The 25950-nt window shown below is 73.3% G+C and carries 23 protein-coding genes; 8 read left to right on the top strand and 15 right to left on the bottom strand.

Features of this window, described 5'->3' with window-relative positions; translation table 11 throughout:
- The 8 genes from AB0K34_RS37345 to AB0K34_RS37310 all read right to left on the bottom strand — a co-directional run.
- Positions 1-604, bottom strand: a 604-nt coding sequence (locus AB0K34_RS37345; protein WP_364553501.1) for a hypothetical protein, incomplete at its 3' end; no start/stop codon positions are given.
- A 110-nt stretch (positions 605-714) separates the two neighbouring features.
- Positions 715-1350, bottom strand: coding sequence for a GPR1/FUN34/YaaH family transporter (locus AB0K34_RS37340; RefSeq protein ID WP_138639425.1), 636 nt, complete (start codon positions 1348-1350; stop codon positions 715-717).
- A gap of 476 nt (positions 1351-1826) precedes the next feature.
- On the bottom strand, positions 1827-2684 hold the full coding sequence (locus AB0K34_RS37335) for an SDR family NAD(P)-dependent oxidoreductase (RefSeq protein ID WP_138639426.1): 858 nt from the start codon (positions 2682-2684) through the stop codon (positions 1827-1829).
- Entirely contained in the window at positions 2675-3658 is a 984-nt protein-coding gene (locus tag AB0K34_RS37330) for an alpha/beta hydrolase (protein WP_301173720.1), read from the bottom strand. The genes AB0K34_RS37335 and AB0K34_RS37330 overlap by 10 nt, the downstream gene beginning before the upstream one ends.
- 80 nt (positions 3659-3738) lie before the next feature.
- Positions 3739-5091, bottom strand: a complete 1353-nt coding sequence (locus tag AB0K34_RS37325) for a HAMP domain-containing sensor histidine kinase (RefSeq protein ID WP_364553499.1) — start codon at positions 5089-5091, stop codon at positions 3739-3741.
- Positions 5088-5777 carry a response regulator transcription factor gene (locus AB0K34_RS37320; RefSeq protein WP_364553498.1) on the bottom strand — a complete coding sequence of 230 codons (690 nt, stop codon included), beginning with the start codon at positions 5775-5777 and terminating at the stop codon, positions 5088-5090. The genes AB0K34_RS37325 and AB0K34_RS37320 overlap by 4 nt, the downstream gene beginning before the upstream one ends.
- A 65-nt stretch (positions 5778-5842) precedes the next feature.
- Complete coding sequence (locus tag AB0K34_RS37315; protein WP_364553496.1) at positions 5843-6316, bottom strand: DUF5666 domain-containing protein; 474 nt, start codon at positions 6314-6316, stop codon at positions 5843-5845.
- Positions 6317-6380: 64 nt separating this feature from the next.
- Entirely contained in the window at positions 6381-6971 is a 591-nt protein-coding gene (locus tag AB0K34_RS37310) for a TetR/AcrR family transcriptional regulator (RefSeq protein WP_364553494.1), read from the bottom strand.
- Between the two features lie 57 nt (positions 6972-7028).
- Between AB0K34_RS37310 and AB0K34_RS37305 the strand changes: the two genes are divergently transcribed.
- Positions 7029-8366, top strand: coding sequence for a flavin monoamine oxidase family protein (locus AB0K34_RS37305; RefSeq protein ID WP_364553492.1), 1338 nt, complete (start codon positions 7029-7031; stop codon positions 8364-8366).
- A 180-nt stretch (positions 8367-8546) separates the two neighbouring features.
- Here the strand turns inward: AB0K34_RS37305 and recQ are convergent, their stop codons facing one another.
- Together recQ and AB0K34_RS37295 are read right to left on the bottom strand one after the other, a co-directional pair.
- Positions 8547-10376, bottom strand: coding sequence for a DNA helicase RecQ (recQ, locus tag AB0K34_RS37300; protein WP_138639035.1), 1830 nt, complete (start codon positions 10374-10376; stop codon positions 8547-8549).
- 44 nt (positions 10377-10420) lie between these two features.
- A complete protein-coding gene (locus AB0K34_RS37295) occupies positions 10421-11080 on the bottom strand; it encodes an HAD family phosphatase (RefSeq protein ID WP_138639034.1) in 660 nt (219 codons plus the stop codon).
- A 188-nt stretch (positions 11081-11268) separates the two neighbouring features.
- Here AB0K34_RS37295 and AB0K34_RS37290 point away from each other — a divergent pair, with 188 nt between their 5' ends.
- The 3 genes from AB0K34_RS37290 (at position 11269) to AB0K34_RS37280 (ending at position 12977) form a co-directional block, all read left to right on the top strand.
- Entirely contained in the window at positions 11269-11745 is a 477-nt protein-coding gene (locus AB0K34_RS37290; protein ID WP_301173724.1) for a hypothetical protein, read from the top strand.
- A 93-nt stretch (positions 11746-11838) separates the two neighbouring features.
- A complete protein-coding gene (locus AB0K34_RS37285) occupies positions 11839-12216 on the top strand; it encodes a phage holin family protein (protein ID WP_138639033.1) in 378 nt (125 codons plus the stop codon).
- 32 nt (positions 12217-12248) lie between these two features.
- A complete protein-coding gene (locus AB0K34_RS37280; protein WP_364553490.1) occupies positions 12249-12977 on the top strand; it encodes an AraC family transcriptional regulator in 729 nt (242 codons plus the stop codon).
- Here AB0K34_RS37280 and AB0K34_RS37275 read toward each other — a convergent pair.
- The 5 genes from AB0K34_RS37275 to AB0K34_RS37255 form a co-directional block, all read right to left on the bottom strand.
- Positions 12930-13577, bottom strand: a complete 648-nt coding sequence (locus AB0K34_RS37275; RefSeq protein WP_364553489.1) for a methyltransferase domain-containing protein — start codon at positions 13575-13577, stop codon at positions 12930-12932. The genes AB0K34_RS37280 and AB0K34_RS37275 overlap by 48 nt on opposite strands.
- A gap of 58 nt (positions 13578-13635) precedes the next feature.
- Positions 13636-16638 carry a hypothetical protein gene (locus AB0K34_RS37270; RefSeq protein WP_364553488.1) on the bottom strand — a complete coding sequence of 1001 codons (3003 nt, stop codon included), beginning with the start codon at positions 16636-16638 and terminating at the stop codon, positions 13636-13638.
- A 79-nt stretch (positions 16639-16717) separates the two neighbouring features.
- Positions 16718-17665 carry a cation diffusion facilitator family transporter gene (locus AB0K34_RS37265; protein WP_364553486.1) on the bottom strand — a complete coding sequence of 316 codons (948 nt, stop codon included), beginning with the start codon at positions 17663-17665 and terminating at the stop codon, positions 16718-16720.
- Between the two features lie 149 nt (positions 17666-17814).
- A complete protein-coding gene (locus AB0K34_RS37260; protein WP_138639028.1) occupies positions 17815-18831 on the bottom strand; it encodes a hemolysin family protein in 1017 nt (338 codons plus the stop codon).
- Positions 18828-20162: a hemolysin family protein gene (locus AB0K34_RS37255; RefSeq protein WP_240808180.1), complete on the bottom strand. Its 1335-nt coding sequence runs from the start codon at positions 20160-20162 to the stop codon at positions 18828-18830. The genes AB0K34_RS37260 and AB0K34_RS37255 overlap by 4 nt, the downstream gene beginning before the upstream one ends.
- Before the next feature lie 357 nt (positions 20163-20519).
- Here AB0K34_RS37255 and AB0K34_RS37250 point away from each other — a divergent pair, with 357 nt between their 5' ends.
- The 4 genes from AB0K34_RS37250 to AB0K34_RS37235 form a co-directional block, all read left to right on the top strand.
- Positions 20520-21734 (top strand): hypothetical protein, encoded by a 1215-nt coding sequence (locus AB0K34_RS37250; protein ID WP_301173732.1) that lies wholly within the window; start codon positions 20520-20522, stop codon positions 21732-21734.
- Positions 21731-24226 (top strand): tetratricopeptide repeat protein, encoded by a 2496-nt coding sequence (locus AB0K34_RS37245; protein ID WP_364553483.1) that lies wholly within the window; start codon positions 21731-21733, stop codon positions 24224-24226. Before AB0K34_RS37250 ends, AB0K34_RS37245 begins: the two co-directional genes overlap by 4 nt.
- Before the next feature lie 236 nt (positions 24227-24462).
- On the top strand, positions 24463-25260 hold the full coding sequence (locus AB0K34_RS37240) for a protein phosphatase 2C domain-containing protein (protein WP_364553482.1): 798 nt from the start codon (positions 24463-24465) through the stop codon (positions 25258-25260).
- Positions 25257-25950 (top strand): vWA domain-containing protein (locus AB0K34_RS37235; protein WP_364553480.1); only part of this gene is annotated, 694 nt, incomplete at its 3' end. The genes AB0K34_RS37240 and AB0K34_RS37235, both read left to right, overlap by 4 nt.

Below are 25950 nucleotides of genomic sequence, written 5' to 3'. Positions count from 1 at the left end.
CCACGAGGGCCTTACCGTCGTAGCGGATCACCACGGGCAGCCGGGACGCGTCCAGTCCCGCCTCACGCAGCAGGCGCCGGCCGCGTTCCTCATCGGGCGGATAGACCAGGAACGGCAGGCCAAAGCGCACCATCAGGTCGCGAAGACGGTGGACGCGGGGGTCGTCCATCCGGGCGACGACGCGAAAGAGTTCGAAGGCCGGCTCCTGTTCCTCCGTCCACGCGGACAGGAACTCGCTCACCGCGCGATGCATCGATTCGTCGTTCGTCCACGGCCGTACGAGGTGGAAGTCGGCGTGGCCGAGCGCGATCGCCTGGACGGCCGGGCTGGTCGAGGAGTAGTCGCGGTCCACCATGAGGACGCGTTTGGCAGTGGGGTGCAACTCATGGGCCCGGGACAGGACGTCGGCGCAGGCGTCGTCCACCAGAAGGAGGGCGACCTTGTGCTCCTCCTGCGCAGCCTCCTGCAGCGCGGTGCGTGCCTCCTCGGCCGAGCCCGCGCCCTTCAGGGTGAACACCCCGCCCAGTCGGCGCGTCAGGTCGGTGAGCAACACGCGCCGTGAGCCCGGGTCGTGGTCCACCACGAGGATGACCGGTGCCGTCACCTCTACCAGCGTAATGCCTGGTGCAGAGCCGCTTCTCGGACGCAGCCGCGGAGCGGCGGCAAACGGGCGCCCTTTTGCCGGATCTTGGGCCCGGCGCGGGCCTCCGGTGGTCAGTGGGGGTGGGTGTCGGTGTTTGGGATTAGGTGGGTGAACATTGGGCGGCCTACGCCTAGGAAGGTGCGGCCCAGCATGCCGTTGATGAGGCCGGCGGCGGAGGCGTACCAGGCGCAGATGGCGGTGAGGATGCCGATGTAGCCGCCGATCTTGATGGTGGTCTCGCTGCCGGCGAAGTTGCCGATGAACAGGATGATCTCGGTGGCCTCCAGGGCGACGAAGACGGCGAGGACGGCCTGGTTGACCTGGGTGGCCCACAGCATCATGTAGGTGTTGAAGATCGCGAAGGCCAGCAGGATCCAGCCGAGGTCGTTGGCCTCCTGGGCGGGGGTGGTGCCGCCGGCGACGAGGACGACGTACAGGCCGAGGCCGATCCAGAAGCCGCCGTACGAGCTGAAGGCCGTCGCGCCGAAGACGTTCCGGTTGCGGAACTCCCACATGCCCGCGAGGACTTGGACGAGGCCGCCGTAGCCGAGGGCGTAGCCGAGCCAGGCGTCGGTGCCGTCGGTCCAGGCGGCGTTCTTGGCGGACAGGAGGAACGTGGTCAGGGCGAAGGCCGCGAGGCCCAGCGGCGCGGGGTCGGCGACCGCGTGCGGTGTGTGCGGTGTGGACTCTTGCTCGACGTGGGTCATGGTGCCTCCTCGGTGGAGTCCCGTCGCCGTGTCTCGCTCGGTCTCGTACGGGCCGGGCAGGGATGGACGAAGGAATGCGACAGCGGACGTCGGGGAAGGCCGCACCGTCGGTTACGGGAACGACGCCGTCCCATAGTGATCCGACCGCACCGGCATGCCGGGCATGCGGTGCGGTTCGGACGACGTCAGATGCGTCCTGAACTGCGGGACCGTTATCTGGGAGCGGTCCCCGTTTCGGATGATAACTCCCCTGAGGCGTCCGGTCAGGACTCCGTTCGCGGGATATTCCGGACCAATCACCACAAACTTAGGGCATTGAAGTTGGATTGGCGTGCTCAGATGGCCGGTGTGGTGATCAGGTTTCCCTCTCGGGGGGCTTTGATGGCCCTTGGTGTGGACGTTCTTTGCCCTGCTCAGTCGGTATTGCAGTTAGTAGTGCGAATAATCGATGAGAGGTAGTGAACGCGTGACCGGGGTCAGTCGACTACGGCGTCGCTGAAGGTCGGTGTGTCGCCCAGCACGGCGCGGTGGGAGCGGGGCTGGTTGCCGTCGATGTCGACGACGCCCAGTTCCGCGCCCAGTTCGGCGCCGATGAGCACCTGGCCGGTCCAGCGCATCCGGTCGGGGTGGCGGGCGAGGGCGTCGATCACCCGGCCGCTGAACTCCGGGGACTCCGCGCCGGCGGCGAACGACTGGTAGCGGTCGGGGACGCCCTCGAAGAGCGCCTTGTTGCGTTCGGTCTTGAGGAGGCCCATCCAGAGGGACACCGCGGCGACGTTGTAGGGCTTGAAGTCCACGGCCATGTCGTGGGCCATCTTGTCCACGGCGGCCTTTCCGGCGCCGTAGGCGGGTCCGTGCATGTAGCAGCGGCCGCCGAAGGACGAGGTGTTGACGACGAGGCCGGCGTTGTTCTCGATGAGCAGCGGGGCGGCGTAGTAGCTGGCGACGTAGGCCGACCGCATGCCCACGTCGAACATGCTCTGGAGCGCCAGCGGCTTCTCCCAGAAGGGGCCCTTGCGGGCCAGGCCGTCGGGGATCGTGAACGCGTTGTTGACGAGGATGTCCAGGGACCCCGACTCCCGCTCGACCTGCTTGAACAGGGCCTCGACCTGGGCGTCGTCGGAATGGTCGCAGATCACCGGGATGCCGGTGCCGCCGCGCTCGGTGATCTCCTGGGCGGTGGCGAGGACGGTGCCGGGGAGGTCGGACTCGGTGCGCGTGCGTCCGGTCACGTAGACCGTCGCGCCGGTCTCCCCGAGGGCCAGCGCGATTCCCTTTCCGGCGCCGCGGCTCGCCCCGGTGACGACCGCGACGCGGTTCTCGGTCAGACCCATTCGTTCCTCCCCGCCGCGAGGAATTCGAGCATCGCCGCGGTCGTCTCGCCGGATTTCTCCATCTGCATCATGTGCCCGGCCTTTTTGATCACCCGGACCGCGCGCAGATCGTCGTAGTGGTCGCCGAGGTGGTTCAGCGGGTCGTCGCCGTGCCACGCCTCCAGGTCGACGTCCTGTTCGCTTCCGATGAAGTAGAAGGGGACAGGGTTCTTCTTCCGTCCGGCATATGGCTTCCGGTACTCCCAGCAAAGGTCCATGGCCCGGTACCAGTTCAGCCCGCCGGTGAATCCGCTGCGGCTGTAGTCGGCGACGTAGAACTCCAGTTCCGTTTCCGTCAGCCATGTCCAGGGGAGGGGCGGCGTCTCCGGGAGGGCGTCGATATAGGTCGTCCCGGGCGGCTTCCGCCAGACGTCGAGGTAGTGGTAGTCGCTGGAGAGCGCGTAGAACAGTTTGCGCAGGAATTCGCGGGGCGCGGCGGCGAGGTCGCGGTCGGCGGCGCCGGGCTCGGCGGTGAAGTAGTGGATGTGGTTGAAGTGCTTGCGGCCCTGCCGGGCGGCGATCGTCAGCGGCGGCTCGGTGGACGGCGTGATGAACGGGTTCTCCAGCCCGATGATCGCCGCGATGCGCTCGGGGTGGTGGTAGGCGAGGTCGTAGGCGGCGAACAGGCCGAAGTCGAGGCCGCTGAAGACCGCTTTCTCCGCGCCCAGGTGGTCCAGCAGGCCGGTCACGTCGGCCACGATGCGGTCCGGGACGTACTCGCGGTGGTCGGACGGTCCGCTGGTCTGCCCCATGCCGCGCATGTCGGGCGCCACGACGCGGAAGCCGGCGTCCGCGATCGGGCCGATCTGGTGCCGCCAGCTGAACCAGGTGTGCGGGAAGCCGTGCAGCAGGACGACGAGCGGTCCGGTGCCCTGTTCGACGTAGTGGACGTCGAGGCCGTTGATCTTCGCGTACCGATGATTCCAGCCGGCCATGCGCGGTTCCTTTGGGGACGGGACCATCCGACCTCCGACTGTGCTGGACGCCGCCGCGCCCCGACACCCGTATGTCCCGCTCAGTGGGAGCGTCGGCCGTCCAGTACGGGCAGTGTGACGCGGACGGTCGTGCCGGCGCCGGGCGCGGAGCGGAGTTCGGCGCGGCCGCCGTGGGCGGCGGCGATGGCGGCGACGATGGGGAGGCCGAGGCCGGTTCCCGCCTGCTCCCGGCCCGCGCGGTGGAAGCGTTCGAAGGCGCGGGCGGCGTCCTCCGCCGACATGCCGGGGCCCTCGTCCGCCACCTCGATCAGGCCCGGGGCCAGACGGACGGTCGTAGGCGTCCCGGGGGGTGTGTGGGCGCGGACGTTGGCCAGGAGGTTCGCCAGCACCTGCCGTATGCGCGCCTCGTCGACGTTCGCGACCAGGGTCTTCGGGGCGTCCAGCGTGAGGGGACGGTCGGGTTCGGCGGCGGCCGCGTCCGCCACGGCGTCCCGCGCCAGTGCCGCCAGGTCCGTCGGGACGGGCTGCAGGGACGCCTCGCGGTCCAGCCGGGCCAGCTCCAGCAGGTCGGTGACCAGGTCGTTCATGCGGCGGGCCTCGTCCTCGATGCGGCGCATCGCGTCCGGCAGCTCGTCGGGGCCGAGGGCGCCGTGCCGGTACAGCTCCGCGTAGCCCTGGATGGTCGTCAGCGGGGTGCGCAGCTCGTGGGACGCGTCGGCGGCGAACTCGCGGACGCGGGCCTCGGAGCGGCTGCGCGCCCAGAACGCCTGCTCGATCCGCTCCAGCATGACGTTGATGGCGGCGGCGAGCCGGGCGGTCTCGGTGCGGTCGCCGGGGCCGGGCATGCGGGCGCGCAGGTCGCCGCCGACGGTGATGGCGTGCGCGGTGGCGGCCATCCGGTCGAGCGGCAGCAGGCCGCGGCCGATCAGCCACCGGCCGAGCACGATCAGTGCCGCGAGCAGCAGCGCGGCCGTCGCGACCTCCGACAGCACCAGGTTCCGGACGGCCGAGTGGATCTCCCCGAGCGGCGCCGCGACGACGACGGTGCCGTTCCGCCACGGCCGCGCGACGGCCCGCAGGCCCGGCAGCGAGAACGGTTCGAGGCCGCGGGCGCGGGCGGCCAACTCGTCCGGGCCGAGCCTCTCGATCGCGGTGACGGCCGCCGCCGGGTCCGGGGCGTCGCCGCTCAGGACCCGGACCCGTCCGGTCGGTCCGACGGCCAGCACCACGAACTGCGCCGGGGCGGCCCCCTGCTCGGGCAGGCCGGGGCGCAGCAGCCGCGTCACGGCGCGGTCGCGGGTGGCCTGGAGCTGCTCGTCCACCCGGTGCATCAGGTAGCCGTTCAGGACGAGCGCGCTGACCGCGCCCATGATCGCGAGCCCGGCGGTCGTGACGGCGAGGAGGCCGGTGAGCAGCCGGGCGTTGAGCGTCATGGCCGCAGCGAGTAGCCGATGCCGCGGCGGGTGTGGATCAGCGGCTCGCCGAGCGGGTCGAGCTTGCGGCGCAGGTAGCTGATGTAGGTCTCGACGACCTGCGGGTTGCCGTGGTCCCAGCCCCACACGCCGGCGAGCAGCTGCCCGCGCGACAGGACGGCGCCCGCGTTGCGCATCAGGTAGGCGAGCAGGCGGAACTCGGTCGGCGACAGGTCGACGTCGACGCCGCCGCGGCGGACCGTCCAGTGCGCCTCGTCGAGTTCGAGGTCGGCCACGCGCAGGACGGCGCCCGCGTCCGCCGGGGGCGGCGGCGGGGCCGTCCGGCGCAGGACGGCCCGCACCCGCGCGATCAGCGCCTCGATCGAGAACGGCTTGGTGACGTAGTCGTCGCCGCCGAGGGTGAGGCCGGTGACGGTGTCGGACGGCGTGTCCTTCGCGGTCAGGAAGATCACCGGGACCTGGTCGCCGTCCGCGCGGAGCCGCCGGCACACCTCGAAGCCGTCGACGCCGGGGAGCATGACGTCCAGCAGGACGAGGTCGGGCCGCTCGCGGCGGGCCGCGCGCAGTGCCTCCTCGCCGGTGGCGGCGGTGACGGTCGTGAAGCCGTGGAAGCGCAGCGCGACCTCGATCAGGTCGCGGATGTTGGCCTCGTCGTCCACGACGAGCACCCGCCGGCTCTCGCTCATCGCCCCCTCTTCGCTCCGCGCGCGGACGAACCCTTCGTCCGAAGGTACCGTCCGCCTCGTCTGCGCTAGCGGTGCTTGGGGACGCGGATCAGGCGGGCGGTGCGGGTGTTCCCGGACCGTTCCCCGGCGACGATCACCTGGTCGCCGTTGGCGAGGGCCTTGAGGGCGGACTTCTCGCCGTCCTTGCGGACGCGGGTGTCGCCGTTGGCAGCCCACGTCCAGGAGACGCCGTCCTCGCTGCGGACGGTGACCCCGCCGGACGACACGGACGTGATCTTGCCGTGCTGCCAGGTCGCGAGGTGGAAGCCGTCCTTGCGCTTGACGGTGGCCTCGCCGTGGACGCCGCGGAAGGCGCGCGCCCCGTGCGCCTGCCGGAACGGGTGGCCCTTGCCCGGATGGCCCTTGTCGGGACGGGCGTGGGGCGCGGTGGGGGAGGCGGAGGGCGCGGGGTCGGCGGCGAAGGCCGGGGCCGCGACGTACAGGCCGAGCCCGAGGAGTCCGGCGGCGCCGGCTCCGGCCACGATGCTCTTGGGTTTCATACGGCCATGCAACCGGGGGCGCCTGGCAGTAGACCTCCGGGAAACCTGGGAGAACCCTGGGAATTCACCGAATGCCGTTCAGCATGCCGCCGATCAGCTGGACGGCCTGCTCGCGGGCCTGCTCGGGGTCGTCCGCGTCCGCGATGGAGAGGGCCAGCTCCGTGAGGGCGCCGTAGAAGGCGGCCGAGGCGAGACCGAGCCGCTTGCGGCCCGATTCGCCGAGGAGTGCCGAGAGGCCGTCCGTGAGCAGGGTGCCGAGGTAGCGCTGATCGAGCTCGCGCCACCGCCGCCATCCGAGCGCGATGGGGCCCTGGAGCAGCACGATCTCGCGGTACTCGGGGTCGGAGCAGATCTCCAGGAAGGTCCGGATCCCGGCCGAGGCCCGTCCCCACGCGTCGCCCGTGCCGGCGGCCATGGCGGCGGTGATGCGGTCGGCGGCGCGGGCCTCCAGGTCCTCGAAGACGGCCTCGAACAGGCCCTGCTTGCCCGCGAAGTGGTGGTAGAGGGCGCCGCGGGTGAGGCCGGCGGCGCGGACGAGCTCCTCGGCGGAGACGTCGGCGAAGCCGCGCTCGGCGAAGAACCGGCGGCCGGTGTCGAGCAGCGCGGTGCGCGTGCTCTCGACGTACCGCGCGCGCCGGGTCTTGACAGGCTCCATGCGGCATGTATAACACATACAAGATGTATGTCAGATGCGTCGTGCATGGGAGCGGACATGACGGACATCGTGGTCATCGGGGCCGGCGTGGCGGGGCTGGTCGCCGCGCGTGACCTCGTCCGGGACGGGCACGACGTCACCGTCCTGGAGGCCCGCGACCGGGTCGGCGGGCGGCTGCTCAACGGCGAGCTGCCCGGCGGGGAGCCGATCGAGGTCGGCGGCCAATGGGTCGGCCCCGGCCAGGACAGGGTGCTCGCCCTGCTCCGCGAACTCGGCCTGCCGACGTACCGGACGTACGACGAGGGACGCCACATCGCCGAACTCGGCAGGACGCGCGGCGAGTACACCGGCCGCATCCCCCGCCTCTCGCCGCTGGCGCTCGCCGACATCGCGCAAAGCCAGCTGCAGGTGGCCCGCCTGGTCCGCGGCATCCCCGTGGACGAGCCGTGGGCGGCCCGGCGCGCGGCCGCGCTGGACGGGCAGACCTTCGAGACGTGGATCCGCCGGAACATGCGCACGAACGCGGGCCGCGCGTTCATGCGGCTGATCACGCAGGCCGTCTTCTCCGCCGAGGCGGGCGACATGTCCGCGCTGTGGGCGGGCTTCTACATGGCGTCCGCCGGCGGGCTCGACCCGCTGATCGACACGACCGGCGGCGCCCAGCAGGACCGCGTCTCCGGCGGCTCCCAGCGGATCGCCCTCGCGCTGGCGGACGAGCTGGGCGACCGCGTCGCGCTGAACTCCCCGGTGACGGACATCGCGTGGACGGACGGCGACGTCCGCGTCCGCGCCGCCGGCCGGGAGGTCCGGGCGCGCCGCGCGATCATCGCCGTCCCGCCGCCGCTCGCCGCCCGCATCCGGTTCGGCCCCGGGCTGCCGGGCGACCGCGACCAGCTCGTCCAGCGCATGCCGATGGGGCGGGTCATCAAGGTGAACGTCGCCTACGACGAGCCGTTCTGGCGCGCGGACGGGTTCAGCGGCCAGGTCACCAGCGACCGCCGCCCGTTCGGCATCACGTTCGACAACACCCCGGAGGGCGGGGCGCCGGGCGTCCTCGTCGGCTTCCTGGAGGGACGGCACGCCGACATCGCCGCCCGCCTGCCCGCCGAGGAGCGCCGAGCGCAGGTCATCGCCGACCTCACCGCCTACTTCGGCCCGCGCGCCCGCGACCCGATCGCCTACATCGAGCGGGACTGGGCGGAGGAGGAGTACTCCCGGGGCTGCTACGGCGCCTTCGCCACCCCCGGCACCCTGACCCGCTACGGCCCGTCCCTCCGCCGCCCCGTCGGCCCCCTGCACTGGGCGGGCACCGAAACGGCGACGCGCTGGGCCGGCTACATCGACGGCGCCGTCGAATCAGGCCACCGCGCCGCCCGCGAAGCCGCCGCCCCCTGACAGCAAGCTCAAGGCGCGGGCGTCAGGGTGCGGATCAGCTTCTTTCGGTGACGGCACTCGTCCGGTGGCGGGTCGAGCAATGCGAGGTGCCGCTGTCGGTCTTGGGTTCGTGACCGGGCGGCCGTAGGGCTTCCGCAACCCGTCCTCTGTGGCTGGGAGGGCGGGGCGTCGGTACGGCGGTTAGTCGGGTGGGGTGAGGGTTTCCAGGACCTGGGTGCCGTACTTGGCGAGTTTGTTCTCGCCGACGCCGTTCACCCGGCCCAGCTCGGTGAGGGTCGTGGGGAGGGCGGTGGCGATCTCGCGCAGGGTGGCGTCGTGGAAGATGACGTAGGCGGGGACGCCCTGCTCCTTGGCGGTCGCGGCGCGCCAGGCGCGCAGGCGCTCGAAGATCGGCATGGCCTCGTCGGGCAGGTCGACCGGGGCCTTCGCGGCCTTGGCGGTCTTCGCCGCCTTCGTGGCGGGGCGTTCGGGTTCGCGGCGCATCAGGACCTTGCGCTCGCCGCGCAGGACCTCGCCGCTCGTGTCGGTCTGGAGCAGGGTGCCGTGGTTGCTCTCGACGGCGATGAGGCCCTGCGCGAGGAGCTGGCGGATCACGCCGCGCCACTCGGCCTCGCGGAGGTCGGCGCCGACGCCGAAGGGCTTCAGCGAGTCGTGGTCGAACTGGATGACCTTGGCGCTCTTCTTGCCGAGCAGGATGTCGATGATGTGCCCGGCGCCGAACTTCTGGCGCCGCTCCCGGTCGAGGCGCACGATCACCGACAGGACCTTCTGGGCGGCGACGGTCGCGTCCCAGGTCTCGGGCGGGGTGAGGCAGGTGTCGCAGTTGCCGCAGGGCTCGCCCGACTGGCCGAAGTAGTCGAGGAGCTGGACGCGGCGGCACTCGACCGTCTCGCAGAGGGCGAGCATGGAGTCGAGGTGCATGGCCTGCCGGCGCCGGTGGGCGGCGTCGCCCTCGCCGCCGTCGATCATCTTGCGGAGGTTGACGACGTCCTGGAGGCCGTAGGCGAGCCAGGCGGTGGACGGGAGGCCGTCGCGCCCGGCGCGGCCGGTCTCCTGGTAGTAGCCCTCGACGGACTTGGGCAGGTCGAGGTGGGCGACGAAGCGGACGTCGGGCTTGTCGATGCCCATGCCGAACGCGATCGTCGCGACGATGACGAGGCCGTCCTCGCGGAGGAAGCGCGCCTGGTTCGCGGCGCGGGTCTGCGCATCGAGGCCCGCGTGGTACGGGAGGGCCTCGATGCCGTTCTCGGTGAGGAACGCGGCGTGCTTCTCGACCGAGTTGCGGGACAGGCAGTAGACGATGCCCGCGTCGCCCTTGTGCTCGGTCTGCAGGAGGCGCAGCAGCTGGCGCTTGGCGTCGGTCTTCGGCTCGATCCGGTACTGGATGTTCGGGCGGTCGAAGCTGGCGATGAAGTGCTTGGCCTGGTCGAGCTGGAGGCGGGCCGCGATCTCCTTGCGGGTGGCCTCGGTGGCGGTGGCGGTGAGGGCGATGCGCGGGACGTCCGGCCAGCGCTCGTGCAGGCCGGACAGCATCAGGTAGTCGGGCCGGAAGTCGTGCCCCCACTGCGACACGCAGTGCGCCTCGTCGATCGCGAAGAGGGAGACGTCGCCGCGGTCGAGGAGGTCGACGGTGGCGCCGAGGCGGAGCCGCTCGGGCGCCAGGTACAGCAGGTCGAGCTCGCCCGCGACGAACTGGGCCTCGACGACGCGGCGCTCGTCGATGTCCTGCGTGGAGTTGAGGAAGCCCGCCTGGACGCCGGCGGTGCGCAGGGCGTCGACCTGGTCCTGCATGAGGGCGATGAGCGGCGAGATCACGATGCCGGTGCCCTTCCGGACCAGCGCCGGGATCTGGTAGCACAGCGACTTGCCGCCGCCGGTCGGCATCAGGACGAGCGCGTCCCCGCCGCCGACGACATGGTCGATGATCTCCCGCTGGCCGTCCCGGAACGTGTCGTAGCCGAACACGCGCCGCAGTGTCTCGAGCGTCTCCGGGATCTCGGCGGAAGTCATCGGCCCATACTATGAACCGCCGCCGACACCCGCCGCCCGAACGGCTACCTGTGGATGACCTCCATCAGGTCCGGGGTGACCTCGTCCAGATCGGACGCGACGTGCGAGGCGAGGGCAAGGGCGTCCTCGGCGGCCGGGTGCGCGGGGCGCGGAATCGCGATGACCGTCATCCCGGCGGCGTGAGCCGAGCGGAGCCCGTTGCTGGAGTCCTCGATGGCGACGCAGTTCTCGGGCGTGACGTCCATCTGGGCGGCGACGGTGAGGTACCCGTCCGGCGCGGGCTTGCCGTTCTCGACCTCCTCCGTCGATACGGTCGTGCGGAACAGGCCCTCCACGCCGAGCTTTCCGAGCACCAGGTCGATCAGCGCGCGCGGGGACGAACTGGCCAAGCCCAGAGGACGGTATTGGGCAAGCCTCCGGACGGCGTCCTCGGCACCGGGCAGCAGGGGCAGCCCCTCGTCGTACCGCTGCGACATCTGGTCGATGACCTCATAGGCGACCTCCTCGGCGGTGACGCCGTCCACGAGGTCCGTAGCGATGTAGGACGCCCACTCCTCGGTGCTCATGCCCATCAGCCGCTCCTGGGTGTCGGGCAGCCAGCGCCCGTCGTGCGCGGCGACGTAGCCGCGGCGCACCTCCTCCCACACCGGTTCCGAGTCGATCAGGACCCCGTCCAGGTCGAACACGATGGCCTGCAGGGGCATGGCTCCTCCACGGGGGTTCTCGTCGCGATGACACGTCCACTACCCGGTACGGCAGGCCGGAACCAGCACGTCCCCAGGCAGACGGGCGTAACGGATTTATGCCGCGAATGCGACATGGTCCCGTTTCAATCTGGCATCGTGGTGAACCTCCGTCCCCCCTCCGGAGTCACTGCAGAGGAGATCCGCCCATGGTGTTCCTCGGTTTTCTCCTGGTCGCGGCCGCCATCGCAGCCGGTGCCGGCGTCGTCCTCGACAACACCGACGCAGCCGACCTCGTCGTCTTCGGCCAGAGCGTGCCGGGCGTGAACAACGAATGGCAGGTGTTCCTGACCGGCGCCGGCGTGGCCGTCGTCTTCGTCATCGGCATGATGCTCACCTTCACCGGCGCCGCCCGCCGCATCCGGAACCGGCGGGACCTGCGCGACCTGCGCGAGGAGCACCAGGAGTCGCTGACCACGCTGGAGCTGGAGAAGCGCCGCCTGGAGCGCGAGCTCGCCCGCGTCCGGCAGAGCGGCGGCCGGCGCCCCGCGCAGCCCCCGCAGGCCCCCCAGCCGCCGCACCCCGGGCGGCCCGAGCCGGCCGCCACCGCGCCGGGCGGCGTCCGCGTCGCGGGCGGCAGGCCGCGCATCTCCGCCACGTCCCCCTTCTTCGAGCGGAACGACTGAGGACGCGCTAGTACCTGGTGATGACCCGGCGGCCCGTCCGAATCGTCACCGGGAGGGATGCCGTGCGCCCCGCGCCCCGGAGATCCTCGTAGTGTGCGGATTCTTCTCAAGGTGGGCATCACCGCGGTCGCCCTGTGGGCCGCCACGGTCCTGATCGCCGGCATCTCGCTCGGCGACCAGACGACCGGCCGGCGCGTCCTCACCCTCGTCGCGGTCGCCGCCATCTTCGGCCTGGTCAACGCCGTCCTCAAACCGATCATCAAGACGCTCGGCTGCGCGTTCTACATCCTCACGCTGGGGCTGATCGGCCTCGTCGTGAACGCACTGCTGCTCCTGCTGACGAGCGAGGTCGCGCAGCGCCTCGAACTGCCCTTCCACGTGGACGGCTTCTGGCCCGCGTTCTGGGGCGCCATCGTCGTCGGCGTGGTCGGCTGGCTGCTGCACCTCTTCATCCCGGACGACGACGACTAGGGCACCGGCCGCCCGTCCACCCCTGTGGAAGCATGACGCGCGTGGACGGGACGGGGCGGCCGTACTTCACCATCGGCGACGGCTACGCGCTCTACCAGGGCGGCGTGACGGAGGGCAGTCTCCATCGTCATGCCGCCTTTCAGGTGGCCATCGCCGTCCAAGGTGAGGTCGCCATGGACGACGTGTCCGGAACCCGTCACAGCGATGTGGCGCTGATCGTGCCGCCCATGGTCGGTCACCGTCTCCTCCAGGCACAGGCGTTGCGCATCTTCTACGTCGAACCCCACTGCGCGTTCGCCGACGAGCTGCGCGCCCTCTGCGACACCGGCATCACCCCGGCCCCCGCCATGAGCGGTCTTAGCGAGGAGGACGTGCGGGCCGCCGGGGGCCGTCCGTCCAGCGATCTCGACGGACGGCTGCTGGAGGCCATGCGCACCCTGCTGGACGAGCAGACCTCAATGCCCGCCCTGGCCGCGCAAGTCGGCCTCTCCCCGCAGCGTCTACGCGCCCTGGCGCGGACGGAACTCGGCATGCCGCTCACCCGCTGGCGCATCTGGCGGCGCCTGGCCCGCTCGGCGGAGGCGCTGCGCGAAGGGCGGCCGTTGAGCGTCGCCGCACTCGCGGGCGGTTTCGCCGACCAAGCCCACTTCACCCGGGAAATGCGCCGGATGATGGGCCTCACGCCTGCGGAGGCCGTCCGGGCGCTGGAGGCGTCAGCCGCGGCGAGCCGTGTAGAGCGAGATCGAGCCGGTGACCGTTGACACCGTCCCCGCCTCCCGCACCTGGCGGAAACCGACCTCGGACATGAGCCCCGGCAGGGCGCCGTCAGCGTTGAACTGCGTGTCCTCACGGCCGTCCGTGAACTGCACCATGCGAAAGGCCAGCCGCATCGGCAGGGTGCGCTGCGCCCCGTAATCGGCGACCACGAGCCTGCCGCCGGGCCGCAGCGTTTCGAGCATCGAGACCAGGATCGCCTGCTTCACCGGCACGGGGCACTGATGCAGAACAAGGCTGGACACCACAGTGTCGGCGGACCCGGCGTCCACGATGTCCGTGAGTGCGTCCCCCATGCCGGCCCGCCATTCGACCGCGTCGGCGCCGGGCTTGCCTTGGGCGATCGCCAGCACCTCCGGGTCGGGATCGACGCCGATCACGCGGGCGCCCGGCTCGATCCGGTGCAGCAGCAGGGCCAGCGACCCCGTGCCGCAGCCGACGTCCACGACGACGTCACCGTCCCGCAGCGCCGCGTGCATGGCGACCATGCTCCGCCACAGCCGCTCCCGCGTCAGAGCGATCACCGAGTCGTAGAGCCGGGGCAGCGCGAAGCGCCCCAGGGCGGGCGTGAAGGTCTGTTCGGTCATGACGGTCAGTGTCGGTCGCCGCACCGCACCCGGTCTTGAACGAACCGCTCGCGCGCCGCTAGCCCTCCGCGGCGACGGCGGCGCGCTCGAACGGGCTCAACTCCAGCCCCCCGGACGGCCCGCCCGCGTACTCGCGGTACTCCGGCGGACGCGCCCCGGGCGCGCCGACCAGCACCCAGCGGCGCGTCCGGACCGCCCCGATGAGGAACTCGGCGTCCGTCAGCGCCCCCGCGTCCGCGGCGATCAGCGCGTCGAACTCCTGGTCGGGCGCGGTGAGCGCGGCGCCGAGCGGCGTCCCCACGACGACGTCGGCGGTGCGGAGCAGGACCTCGCCGTCCGCCGCCCGCGTGCCCTCCAGATACCCGGTGAGCTCCTCGATCCGGGCCATCGCCCGCCGCTGGTGCGCCGGGACGGCGCCGGGGTCCTCGCCCGGGTCGGCGCCGCAGATCTCGGCGACGTTCTCCCGCGTCCGGGCCTCGGCCTGCGCGACCGTCTCCAGATCGTCCTCCCGGACCGACATCTCCTCGGCCGCCTCCGCGCTGCGCCGGTCGAGCACCGTCGCCGTCTCCGCCGCCCGCGCCGCGGCGGCCTCCGCGTCCGCCCGCGCCCGGACCGCCGCCGCGAGCGCCGCCTCACGCGACGTCCGCGCGGCGGTCGCCCGGCCCTCGATCTCCTGCGCCACCTGCTGCGCGGCCCGCGCCCGCACGCCCGCCTCCGTCGCCCGCTCCACGGCCTCCGACGCCCGCCGCGCGTGCTCCTGGTGCTCCGCCCCGGCCTTCTCCCGCTCGGCCGCCAGCCAGGTCAGCTCGGTGCCGAGCCGCTGCTGGGCCTCCTGCGCGTGCTTCAGCCGGGCCCCGCCCTCGGACACGAACGATGCCAGCCCGCGGCGCACCCGCTCCGCGTGCTCGGCGACGTCCTTGGCCTCGCGCGCCCGCCGAGCCGCCTCGTCCGCCTCCCTGGTCCGCGCCTTGACCTCGGCACGCAGGCTCTTGAGGTCGGACGGCGGCGACGCCACATGGAGCTTCTGCCCCAGCGTCATCTTCCTCCGGACCGCCGACAGCGCCGACTCCGCCGACACCAGCCGGTAGTAGGCGGCGTGCCCCTCGGCGGCGGCGTCCGCGTCCGCCGCCGTCAGCCGGTGCGCCTCCTCGGCCGCCCCCGGCAGCGCCTCGCGCGCCCGCGCGAGCTCGTCCGTGAGGGACGCCTCCGCCTGCCGTGCCCCCTGCAACTCGGCCTGGGCCGTCTTCGCCCGCTCGTCCAACTGCGCGCACCGCGCGTAGGACGCCTCGGCCGTCCGCGTCATGGCGGTCGCCTCGTCCGCCGCCTGATCGGCCTCTGCCTGGAGCCGCTCCGCCTCCGCGCGCGGCTCCACCAACTCGGCCTCGGCCTCCGACTGGACGGTTTCGAGCCGCTCCGCCTCCGCTTCGGCCTCCACCGCCGCCTGCTCGGCCTCCACGGCCGCGGTACGCGCCTCCTCGATGGCGTCCCGCAGCGCCGCCTGCTCGACCTCCAGCTCCTCGCTCCGCCGCAGATTCTCTGCCTGGACGGCCTGGAGCGCCGCCGCGTCCCGAGGCCACTGCTCCAGCCACATCAGGCCGCGCCGCAGCATCCGCACCTCGGTGTCCCAAGCCTGCCGCCACGCCTCCCCGACCGGCCGCAACGTCGCCGCCCGCACGCGGGCCTCCGGCGCCGACGGCCCTTCCGGTGGCGCCTCCGCCTGCGAAGCGCCGGACGCATCTCCGGCTTCCTCGGCCTCCACAGCGGACACGCCCTCGCCCGGCAGCACGGGCAGCGGCTCGACGCGGGTGACGTCGGACGCACTCTCCTCTGCGTCCTGGCCCTCGCTCGGCGGCACGGGCGGTGGTTCGGCCAGCGTGACATCTTCAGCCGGTAGGGCACTCGGCGTCTGGTCTTGCACGGCGGGTGCGGCGCTGTCTTCGCCCAGTTCGTCCGGGATCGATGGCAAGGGCTCCGCGCGGGTGATGGCGGAGGCGTTGTCGCCATCCTGCGGCAGTGGCTCGGCGCGTGTGATGTCGGACGCGCTGCCGTGTTCGTCCGGCTCGGGCGGTAGGGAAGGGATCGGCTCGGCGCGCGTGGCGGTGGACGCACTGTCGACTGGTGCGGACGGGCCGCGCAACGGCTTGAACTCGACCGTGCCGTGGGAGCCCGACTCCCGCACTGGCGGGGGCTCTGCCACAGGCTCGGCGACTGGCGGCTCGACTGCTTCCTCGTCCTCGATGGGTGGCAATGCCCGCGTCTGGACCGATTGGGCTTCGGCGGTCTCCGGACGCGTCTCGATCAGCAGCGAGAAGACCTCGGGGTCGTCCTCCATGGCCCGCAGCAGGTCGACGGCCTGCTCCGGCGTGGGGGCGATGAGCAGGGCGCGCTCGTCCGACGACGTCAGCTCCTTGATCACCTTCCGCACGGCCGCGGCCTCGCCGCCCGGCTCCACGTGGACGAGCCGCAGGTCCTCGGTCTCTTCCAGCGACGCGGGTGCGACCAGGAAGCGGGCGAGCACCTCCCAGTCGCCCGGGAGCCGCTCGTCCCGCAGCGCCCGCAAAGCGGCGATGTGCGGCGCCCAGCCCACCGGAGGGGCGTCTTCGGGCGCCTCCCGGAGCCGTGCGTCGATCTGCTCGTAGAACTCGCTCAGCGGGCCGTAGACGCTCTCGACCAGTTCGGCGCCGCCCCAGTCGGCGACTTCCGTGCCCAGCAGCGGCGTGAAACCCTCGCCGTCGAGCGGCACCGTCTCCAGCGCGGCCCGGACGTCGACCTCGGGTTCGTCCTCCGGCGCGGCCTCCGCCTCCTCCGCGGGCGGCTCCTCTTCGGCAGGGAGATCGTCCGCCTCCTCGGAGGTCGCGCTGTCGGCGGCGAGGTCGGCGGGAGGCTCGTATTCGGCCGTGGGAAGGTCGCTGGCCGGCGTGGGCGGCAGCTCCTCCTCGGCGGCCTCGGGCGTACCGGATTCCGCGTCGTCGAGCGGTGGTTCGCCTGTGGCGGATGGGTCGGCCGGTGCGTCCGTCGGCTGCCGCTCGTCCGGATGGTTGGCGTCTGCCGGCTGTTTCACGACTTCATCCCGTCCCAGATCGACCCTCCGGGGCCCTTTTTCCCCTTCTGCCGAGGACTAACGTCTCACAGGTCAGGGATCAGCGGTGGCCCGCGAGGGCGGCGTGATGATCTTCACCGGGGCCCGGTTCGGGGTCGGGGTGGACGACGGCGCCGGACAGGCGCGGCAGCGCGTGCAGCAGGCTGTGCTCGGCGTCCACGGCCACCTTGTGGGCCCGCACGACGGTGCTGGCGGCGTCCACGACGACGTCGCATTCGGCGCGCAGATTGTGGCCGATCCAGCGGAGGCGGACGTCGCCCACGGCGAGGACGCCGGGGGTGGCGGCGAGGGCGGCTTCGGCGCGGTCGACGAGGTCCGGGTCCACGGCGTCCATGAGGCGGCGCCACACTTCGCGGGCCGTCTGCCAGAGGACGAACGAGATCGCGACCGTGATGAGCAGGCCCACCACCGGGTCGGCCCAGGGGGCGCCCAATGCGATGCCCCCAGCCCCCAGGAGGACGGCCAGGGAAGCGAAGCCGTCCGTGCGGGCGTGAAGGCCGTCTGCGACGAGGGCCGCTGAGCCTATGCGGCGTCCGACACGGATGCGGTAGCGCGCCACGATCTCGTTGCCCAGGAAGCCGACCAAGGCGGCGCCGACCACGGCGGGCAGATGGTCCACAGGCTGTGGATGAGCCAGCCGGTCAATGGCCGCGTAGCCCGCGATGACACAGGACGCGGCGATCGCCAGCACGATGACGACACCGGCAAGGTCCTCTGCACGCCCGTAGCCGTAGGTGTAGCGGCGTGTGGGCGGGCGCCTGCCGAGGAGGAAGGCGATCCCCAGCGGGACGGCCGTCAGCGCGTCCGCCGCGTTGTGGAGGGTGTCGCCCAGGAGCGCCACCGAGCCGGTGAGCGCGACCACCGCCGCTTGGAGGACGGTGGTCGCGCCAAGGCCCGCAAGGGAGATCCATAGGGCGCGCATGCCCTGCGCGCTGGCCTCCAGCGCCGAGTCGACCTTGTCGGCCGCCTCATGGGAGTGCGGACGCAAACCGTGCCCACGCCCGTGCCCGTGCCCATGTCCGTGCTCATGTCCATGACCGTGGCCGTGACGGTGCTTCCTCATGGCTCCACGATGAACCACGAATCCCGTTGCAGCACCTCGACAACTGCGCCGTCGTCGCAGGTACGCGGCCTGTGTCAGTGCGGATTCGTCGCCAGAAGCTCCGCCAGGAGGTCGTCCAGGGTGACGATGCCCGCGAACTCGCCGCGCTCGTCGTTCACCACGGCGAGCTGGGCGCGGTCGCGGCGCATGCGGCTGACCGCGTCCAGCACGGTCGTCTCCGCCGTCAGGACGGGCGCCGGGTGCGCCAGATCGTCGGCGCGGCGGTCCCCGTCCGGCTCGGTGATGGCGGCCCGGACGTGCACGATGCCGGTCATCGCCCCGTCCCCGGACCGGACGAGCAGCCGGTTGTGGCCGCTCGCGGTGGCGGTCCGGCGGATCTGCGCGGCGGTCGCGTCCGCGCCGATCGTCGTGACGGACGTGGCGGGCACGACGAGCCGCCCGACGGTCGCCTCCCGCGCGGAGATGGCGCGGCGGAGCAGCTCGTGGTCGTGCCGCCCGATGAGGCCGAGGCGGCGCGACTCGCCGACCAGGTGGCTGAGCCGGGCCGGGTCGGTGTGGCTGTCCAGCTCGTCCTTCGGGGTGATGCGGAACAGCCGCAGCAGCGCGTTCGTCGTCGCGTTCAGCGACGACAGGATCGGCCGCGACACCTTCGCGAACGCGCGGAACGGCAGCGCCAGGATCAGCGCCGACCGCTCCGGGTGCGCGATGGCCCACGACTTCGGCGCCATCTCCCCGATGACCATGTGCAGGAACGTCACGACGGCGAGCGCGGTGCCGAGCGCGATGGCCTTCACGCCCGCCTCGGGGACGCCGAGCGCGTGCAGCGGCGGTTCGAGGAAGTGCTCGAACGCGGGCTCGGTGACGATCGCGAGGCCGAGGGAGCACATCGTGATGCCGAACTGGGCGCCGGCGAGCATCAGCGACAGCTCCCGGACGCCCGCGACGGCGGCGACGGCGGGACGGCTGCCCTTGGCGGCGGCGCGTTCCAGCTGCCCGCGGTTGGCGGCGACGAGCGCGAACTCGGCCGCGACGAAGAAGCCGTTCCCGAGCAGCAGCAGGACGGTGATCAGCAGTGACGGCAGCGGGCTCATGACACCTCCACCGACGGCGAGCGCGGCGCCGGGACGGCCGCCGGGGCCGTCCTGATCAGGATCTTCTCGGCGACGCGGCGGGCCAGGCTGACGACCTCCAGCTCGACGGAGCCGTTGTCGAGGGCGACGGTCAGGCGGTCGCCGGCGCGCGGGAGGCGGCGCAGTTCCGCCATGACGAGCCCGCCGATCGTGTCGTAGGCGTCGCCCTCCGGCAGGCCGAGCCCGGTGAGGCGGCCGACCTCGTCGATGCGCATGCCGGCGTCGACGAGCCAGGACCCGTCCGGCCCGGACGTCGGGACGACCTCGAACCCGTCGGTCTCGTCGGTGATCTCGCCGACGAGCTCCTCGGCGACGTCCTCGAAGGTGAGGATGCCGGCGAGGCCGCCGTACTCGTCCACGACGCAGGCGAACTCCTGCCGGGACTCGCGCATGTGCTCGATGACCCCGTACAGCGGCTGGCTGCCGGGGACGAGCAGCGCCGGGCGGGCGATCCGGCCGACCGGGGTGGCCGGGTCGAGGGTGTCGTCGGCGACCTCGCGGACGCCCGCGACGCCGACGACGTCGTCGACCTCCGTCCCGTAGATCGGGTAGGCGCTGTGCCCGGTCTCCCGGATCAGCTCGATCAGCTCGCCGGCGGTCGCGGTCGAGGGCAGCGCGCGGACCTGCGGGCGCGGCACCATGACCTCGTCCGCCGTCAGGTCGCCGAAGGACAGCGCGCGGTCGAGCAGGCCGGACAGGTCGGCGGGCAGGTGCCCGGTGCTGCTCGACCTGCCGATGATGTCGCCGAGCTCCTCCAGCGTCGCTCCGCTGTGCAGCTCCTCGACGGGCTCGACGCCCACGGCGCGCAGCAGCCGCTCCGCGGCGCGGTCGAACAGCCGGATGACGGGGCCCGCGACCGTCAGGTACACGAGGGTGGACGAGGCCAGGGCGCGCGCGAGCGACTCCGCCCGCGCCAGCGCGAGGTTCTTGGGGAACAGCTCGCCCAGAAGCATCTGGATGAGCGTCGCCAGGACGAAGCCGGTGGCGAGTGCGATCGCGCCAGTGGCGCCTACAGGAACGCCCAGCACCTCAAGCAGCGGCTGTATCAGCTCCGCGAGGGCGGGCTTGGCGATGAAGCCGACGACCAGAGTCGTCATCGTGATGCCGAGCTGGGCGCCCGACAGCATGAACGACACCCGGCCGATGACCTTCAGCGCTCTCTTGGCGGACGTGTCGCCGCTCTCGGCGGCCTGCTCCAGGGTCGCGCGGTCCGCGGCGACGTAGGCGAACTCCTGGGCGACGAAGTACCCGGTGGCGGCGGTGAGAAGGATCACCGCGAGCACTCCCAGCACCGCGGTCAGCATGGGGCACCGGGTCTATGACTGGGGTCCGACACTGCGGACTCACCACTCCTCTCGTAGACGGACTACCTGTCGTAACGTCACTTCGCTCAACGACGTTCCCGGTCCAAAGGGTACGGCTCGGCGCCCGCCCGCGCCTTGCCGCGTGCCCACGGCTTGCGCCGCGGGCATGGGCGAAAGCACCTTGTCTGGGTTAGTGTCACGGATCACACTTGTATGCGAGCGAACGTCCGATAGTGGTCCGGTCCGTGCTCCCAGACCGGCGCCGCCGCAGGGCATGCTCGGGGGACCGGAGAAGCGAACGCGGGGCAGACGTTGGACCAGAGCGGGGCCGGGGCCGCCGCGCCCATGAGTCGTGAAGGCGTCGACCATGCCCTCCGCACCCTGCGCGACGAGCGCGAACGCATCGCCGCGTCCCTGGTCGAACTCGACCGCCACCCCGGCGTCCGGCTGCTGACGGGCGCCCGCCTCACCGGCGAGACGTGGCGCCGCTGGGAGGACGCCCAGGCCCGGCTGACCACGCTGTGGCGGCTGTTCGACGCCTACCAGAGCGTCCTGGACGAGGCGTGCGAGCTGCGCGACCGGTCGCCCCGGCCGGACGCGGCGACGCTGACGGAGCTGTCCGGGCTGCTGTCGGGATGCTCGGTGGAACTGCCCGACGGGGAGATCCCGCTGGAGCACCGCACGCTGCTCGGACCGCAGGAGGAACGGATCACCTTGGACGAGGCCGTCGCGATGATGTCGGACGCGTACGAGTTCGTCGCGGGCGAGGTCGCCGCCGCCGACGCGGCCTGGACGGCGCTGCTGGTCCCCTTGGAGGAGGCGGAGGAGAGCTGGCGGGCCGCGACGCGCCTCGCGCACACGCTGGACGGCACCCGCCACCCCGAGCTGGACCGGGTCGGCCGGGAGCTGACCGCGCTCGGCCGCGTCGTCCGCACCGACCCGCTGTCGCTCGTCCGCGACGGCCGCCCGGACACGACCCGCCTCGACCGCGTCCGCACCGTGCTGACCGCGCTCGGCGACGAGCTCGCCGGGGTCGCCCGGATGCGGGACGAGTACGCCGACCTCGTCGCCCGGATCACGGCCGTGATCGAGGAGACGGAGGAGACCGAGCGGCGGGCCCTCGACGCCTACGCGACCGTCCTCGCCAAGATCCACTCGCCGAACCTGCCGGCGCCGCCGGAGGGCCTCGGCACCGCCCTCCGCGACCGGCTCGCCGCCCTCGAACGGCTCCGCGAGGCGGGCCGCTGGGTGGAGATGGCGGGCCGCTTCGCCGAGCTGGAGCGCGCCGCCGAGGACGCGCTGGAACGGGCGCGCGGCGAGCTGCGTCTCAGTGCCGGCCTGCTGGACCGGCGCGGCGAGCTGCGCGGCCGCCTGGAGGCGTACCGCGCCAAGGCCGCCCGGCTCGGCCTGTCCGAGGACGAGCTGCTCACCGGCCTGTACGGGGAGGCCCGCGAGGTGCTGTGGACCGCCCCGTGCGACCTGCGCCGCGCGACGGCGCTGCTGGCCGAGTACCAGCGGGCCATCAGGGCGAGCGAGACCGGGACGGGGACGCGGCGATGAACCGATGCACCCAGCCCGGCTGCACGGGCCAGGTGGACGCGGACGGCTTCTGCGACGTCTGCGGCATGGCCCCCGCCCCTGCCGCCGCCCCCGCCGAGTCTGCGCCGTCCCAGCCCCAGAGCGCCGCCACCCCGGCCGCGAGCCCCGCGGCGGGCGCCGTCCCGGCCCCCGCACCGCCCGCCGAGGGCCCGCCCTCGAACCGTCCCGCCCCCGCGAGCCCGGCCGCCGGCTCTGGGCGGGCCGGGTACTCGCGGGCGGCGCCCGTGCGGGTGCCGGTCGCCGCCGTCACCACGCAGACGCCGTTCGCGCCGCCGACGAGCAGGGAGCCGCGCTCGTCCGCGCCGAGCGGCACGGCCGGCGGCTCGGCGGGATCCGGCCGCGGGACGGTCGGCTCCGGCCGGACGGCCTCGCGCGGCGGCACCCGCGGCACCGGCTCCAGCGGTTCGGCCCGGCGCGGGATGCTCGGCGCCGGGCTCGTCGAGGTCCCGCCCGTCCCGGCCCGCGACCCCGCCTCGGCGATCATGGAGAACCCGGAGGTGCCGGAGAACCGGCGCTTCTGCAGCCGCTGCGACGAGAAGGTCGGCCGCAGCCGCAACGGCCGCCCCGGCCGCACCGAGGGGTTCTGCCGCAGCTGCGGCCACCCGTTCTCCTTCACCCCGAAGCTGCGCGCGGGCGAGCTGGTCGGCGGCCAGTACGAGGTGCTCGGCTGCCTCGCGCACGGCGGCCTCGGCTGGGTGTACCTGGCCCGCGACCACAACGTCAGCGAGCGCTGGGTCGTGCTGAAGGGCCTGCTCGACACCGGCGACGCCGACTCGCTCGCCGCCGCGACCGCCGAGCGCGCGTTCCTCGCCGAGGTCGAGCACCCCAACATCGTCAAGATCTACAACTTCGTCCGGCACGGCGACTCCGGCTACATCGTGATGGAGTACGTCGGCGGGCGCTCGCTGAAGGACATCCTGCTCAGCATCCGCGCCGACCACGGCGACCAGGCGTCGCTGCCGCTCGGCCAGGTGATCGCGTACGGGCTGGAGGTGCTGAGCGCCCTCGGCTACCTGCACGGCGTCGGGCTGCTGTACTGCGACTTCAAGCCGGACAACGCGATCCAGTCCGAGGAGCAGCTCAAGCTGATCGACCTCGGCGGCGTCCGCCGCGCGTTCGACGTGGACAGCCCCATCTTCGGGACGCCCGGCTACCAGGCCCCCGAGATCGGCTCGCAGGGCCCGTCGGTCACGTCCGACCTCTACACGGTGGGCCGGACGCTCGCCGTCCTCAGCTTCCCGTTCCGCGGCTACACCGGACGGCACCTGCGCAGCCTGCCGCCCCGCCACGAGGTCCCGGTGTTCCAGCGGCACGAGTCCTACCACCGGCTGCTGCGGCGCGCCACGCACCCCGACCCGACCCGGCGGTTCCAGAGCGCCGCCGAGATGGCCGAGCAGCTCACCGGCGTCCTGCGCGAGGTGCTGGCCGCCGAGGACGGGCGCCCCCGCCCCGCGCCGTCGCCGCTGTTCGGGCCCGAGCAGGCCACGGCCGGCGCCGAGATCGTCACCGCCCCGGACGGCGCGCCGCCGGCCATCCTGGCGCCGCTGGAGCCGCGGGCCGCCGCCGCGGCGCTGCCCGTCCCGCTGGTGTCGCCCGCCGACCCGGCCGCCGCGTTCCTGTCCGGGCTCACCGCCCGCGACCCGGCCGAGCTGGCCGCCGCGCTCGGCTCCGCCCCGGTCGCGTCCCGCGAGGTGCGGCTCGCGCTGGTGCGCGTCCGCATCGAGCTGGGCGACCTCGACGGCGCGGCCCGGCTGCTGGAGGAGATCGCCGCCGAGGCCCCCGACGACTGGCGCGTCGACTGGTACCGGGGCGTCCGCGCCCTCGCCGGCGGGCAGGGCGGCGAGGCCGTCGCCGTGTTCAACGACCTGTACGACCTGGCCCCCGGCGAGCAGGCGCCGAAGCTGGCGCTCGCGTTCTGCTACGAGACCCTCGGCGACATGCGCGGCGCCAGCCACTACCACCAGACGGTCTGGCGCACCGACCCCACGCACGTCAGCGCCGCGTTCGGGCTGGCCCGCACCTGCCTCGCCGCCGGCGACCGCGCCGGCGCCGAGCGCGTCCTGGACTCGGTCCCCCGCATCTCCAGCCACTACCTGGCCGCGCAGCTCGCCGCCGTCGCCACGGTCGTCCGGGGCCGCAGCCCGGGCGAGCTGAACGCCGCCGTCCTCATCGAGGCGGGCCGCCGCCTGGCCTCGCTGCGCCTCGACACCGAACGGGCCGCCGCGTTCACCGCCGAGGTCCTGTCGGCCGCCCTCGCGTGGCTCCGCGCGGGCCGCGCCCCGATCCCGGCCGGCGTCCGGCAGCGGATCCTCGGCACCGACATGGCCGAGCCCGCCCTGCGCGCCAAGCTGGAGGACACCTACCGCGTCCTCGCCAAGCTCGCCGACGACGCCGAGCACCGGCACGCGATGGTCAAACGCGCCAACGCCGTCCGCCCGAGGACGCTCTTCTGACCATGAACGCCCCCCAGCGCACCCCCGTCGCCCCCTGCCCCGCCTGCGGCGAACCCGCCCAGACCCGAGACCGCTACTGCGAACGCTGCGGCACCCCTACCAGCCCCGCGGCCCTGGCCCCCGCACCGAGCGCTGGACCAGACTTGGCGCGTGGGGGGATTGTGCATGGGGCGGTGGGGTGTGTGGATTGTGGGGGGACGGACGTCGGGGCGGACGGGTTCTGCGGGCGGTGCGGGTTGCGGCAGCCGGGTGGGCGGGAGCATGTCGAGGTCGGGCTCGGGGCGGCCGGGGCGGCGGTCAGTGACGTGGGGTTGCGGCGGCGGCGGAACGAGGACGCGGTCGCGCTGGCGGAGCTGCCGCGCGGGGCGTGCGCCGTGGTGTGCGACGGGGTCGCGACGGCGCCGGGGTCGGCGGAGGCTTCGCGGCGGGCCGCCGACGCGGCGGCGGCCGTGCTGTCGGGGCGCGTGTCCGCCGGGATGGACCCGCGGGCCGCGACGCGGGCGGCGGTGGAGCGGGCCGCCGAGGTCGTGGCTGGGCTCGGCGGGGAGCCGGAGGCGTCGCCCGCCTGTACGTACGTGTCGGCCGTCGTCGACCCGTCCGGTGTCACGGTCGGGTGGGTCGGGGACAGCCGGGCGTACTGGCTGTCGGCCACGGGTTCGTGCGCCCTGACGCGGGACGACTCGTGGGCGGCGGCCATGGTCGAGCAGGGCGCGATGTCCGCCGAGGACGCGTGGGCCGACAGGCGGGCGCACCAGATCACGGCGTGGCTGGGCGCGGACGCGGGCCCCGTCGAACCGCACGTGGCGGCGTTCCGTCCGACGGTGCCGGGGCTGGTCGTGGTCTGCAGCGACGGGCTGTGGAACCACCTGCCGGAGGCGGCCGACCTGGCGGCGGTCGCGCGGGGCGGGGACGGTCCGGCCGGGGCGGCGCGGCTGCTGCTGCGGGCGGCGCTGGACGCGGGCGGCCACGACAACGTGACGGTGGCGGTGCTGCCCAGCCCGCCGCCGGGAGCCGGGAGAGAGCGGGGCAGATGAGCGGGTTGCCGGAGTTCACCGTCCGCGTGGACCAGAACGCCTACCTTCCGGCGGGCGGGCGGGAGATGCACGCGATCGTGACCGTGGAGGCGCGCTCGTCCGGCGGCGGCGCCGTCCCGGCGGCGGAGGTCATCCTCGTCGACACGTCGGGGTCGATGTCGTACCGGGGGAAGATGGCGGCGGCGAAGCGCGCCGCGCGGGCCGCGGTGAACGTGCTGCGGGACGGCGTGCACTTCGCGGTCGTCGCGGGCGCGAACCGGCCGCGGATGGTCTACCCGCAGGGGGAGCGGCTCATCGCGGCGGACGAGGCGTCCCGGCGCGGCGCGGTGAACGCGATCGGGCGGCTGGAGGCGGCCGGCGGGACGGCGATCGGGTCGTGGCTGCGGCTCGCCGAGCGGCTGTTCGCCGGGCACGACGACGCCGTCCGGCACGCGATCCTGCTGACGGACGGCAAGAACCAGCACGAGTCGGCGGAGGAGCTGGACGCGGCGCTGGCGGCGTGCGCCGGCCGGTTCCTGTGCGACGCGCGCGGCGTCGGCACCGACTGGGAGGTCGCCGAGCTGCGCAAGATCACCTCGACGCTGCTGGGCGGGTTCCTGGACGTCCCCGACCCCGCCGACCTGGAGGCCGACTTCCTGGCGATGACGCGGGCCGCGATGGGCAAGGAGGTCGCCGACGTCGCGCTGCGGG

Source organism: Actinomadura sp. NPDC049382 (assembly GCF_040677125.1).
Taxonomy (GTDB): Bacteria; Actinomycetota; Actinomycetes; order Streptosporangiales; family Streptosporangiaceae; genus Spirillospora; species Spirillospora geliboluensis.
The sequence above is the reverse complement of the archived record's forward strand: the minus strand, read 5'-3'. Positions and strand labels throughout refer to the sequence as shown.

Bases quoted from the DNA above. Each gene is read 5' to 3' on its own strand.
- AB0K34_RS37335 (WP_138639426.1), bottom strand. From the start codon at position 2,684: ATGGGTCTGACCGAGAACCGCGTCGCGGTCGTCACCGGGGCGAGCCGC.
- AB0K34_RS37260 (WP_138639028.1), bottom strand. From the start codon at position 18,831: ATGAGCCCGCTGCCGTCACTGCTGATCACCGTCCTGCTGCTGCTCGGG.
- AB0K34_RS37320 (WP_364553498.1), bottom strand. From the start codon at position 5,777: ATGAGCGAGAGCCGGCGGGTGCTCGTCGTGGACGACGAGGCCAACATC.
- AB0K34_RS37275 (WP_364553489.1), bottom strand. From the start codon at position 13,577: ATGACCGAACAGACCTTCACGCCCGCCCTGGGGCGCTTCGCGCTGCCC.
- AB0K34_RS37295 (WP_138639034.1), bottom strand. From the start codon at position 11,080: ATGCCCCTGCAGGCCATCGTGTTCGACCTGGACGGGGTCCTGATCGAC.
- AB0K34_RS37325 (WP_364553499.1), bottom strand. From the start codon at position 5,091: ATGACGCTCAACGCCCGGCTGCTCACCGGCCTCCTCGCCGTCACGACC.
- AB0K34_RS37340 (WP_138639425.1), bottom strand. From the start codon at position 1,350: ATGACCCACGTCGAGCAAGAGTCCACACCGCACACACCGCACGCGGTC.
- AB0K34_RS37315 (WP_364553496.1), bottom strand. From the start codon at position 6,316: ATGAAACCCAAGAGCATCGTGGCCGGAGCCGGCGCCGCCGGACTCCTC.
- AB0K34_RS37290 (WP_301173724.1), top strand. From the start codon at position 11,269: ATGGTGTTCCTCGGTTTTCTCCTGGTCGCGGCCGCCATCGCAGCCGGT.
- AB0K34_RS37245 (WP_364553483.1), top strand. From the start codon at position 21,731: ATGAACCGATGCACCCAGCCCGGCTGCACGGGCCAGGTGGACGCGGAC.
- recQ (WP_138639035.1), bottom strand. From the start codon at position 10,376: ATGACTTCCGCCGAGATCCCGGAGACGCTCGAGACACTGCGGCGCGTG.
- AB0K34_RS37310 (WP_364553494.1), bottom strand. From the start codon at position 6,971: ATGGAGCCTGTCAAGACCCGGCGCGCGCGGTACGTCGAGAGCACGCGC.
- AB0K34_RS37250 (WP_301173732.1), top strand. From the start codon at position 20,520: ATGAGTCGTGAAGGCGTCGACCATGCCCTCCGCACCCTGCGCGACGAG.
- AB0K34_RS37305 (WP_364553492.1), top strand. From the start codon at position 7,029: ATGACGGACATCGTGGTCATCGGGGCCGGCGTGGCGGGGCTGGTCGCC.
- AB0K34_RS37330 (WP_301173720.1), bottom strand. From the start codon at position 3,658: ATGGCCGGCTGGAATCATCGGTACGCGAAGATCAACGGCCTCGACGTC.
- AB0K34_RS37280 (WP_364553490.1), top strand. From the start codon at position 12,249: ATGACGCGCGTGGACGGGACGGGGCGGCCGTACTTCACCATCGGCGAC.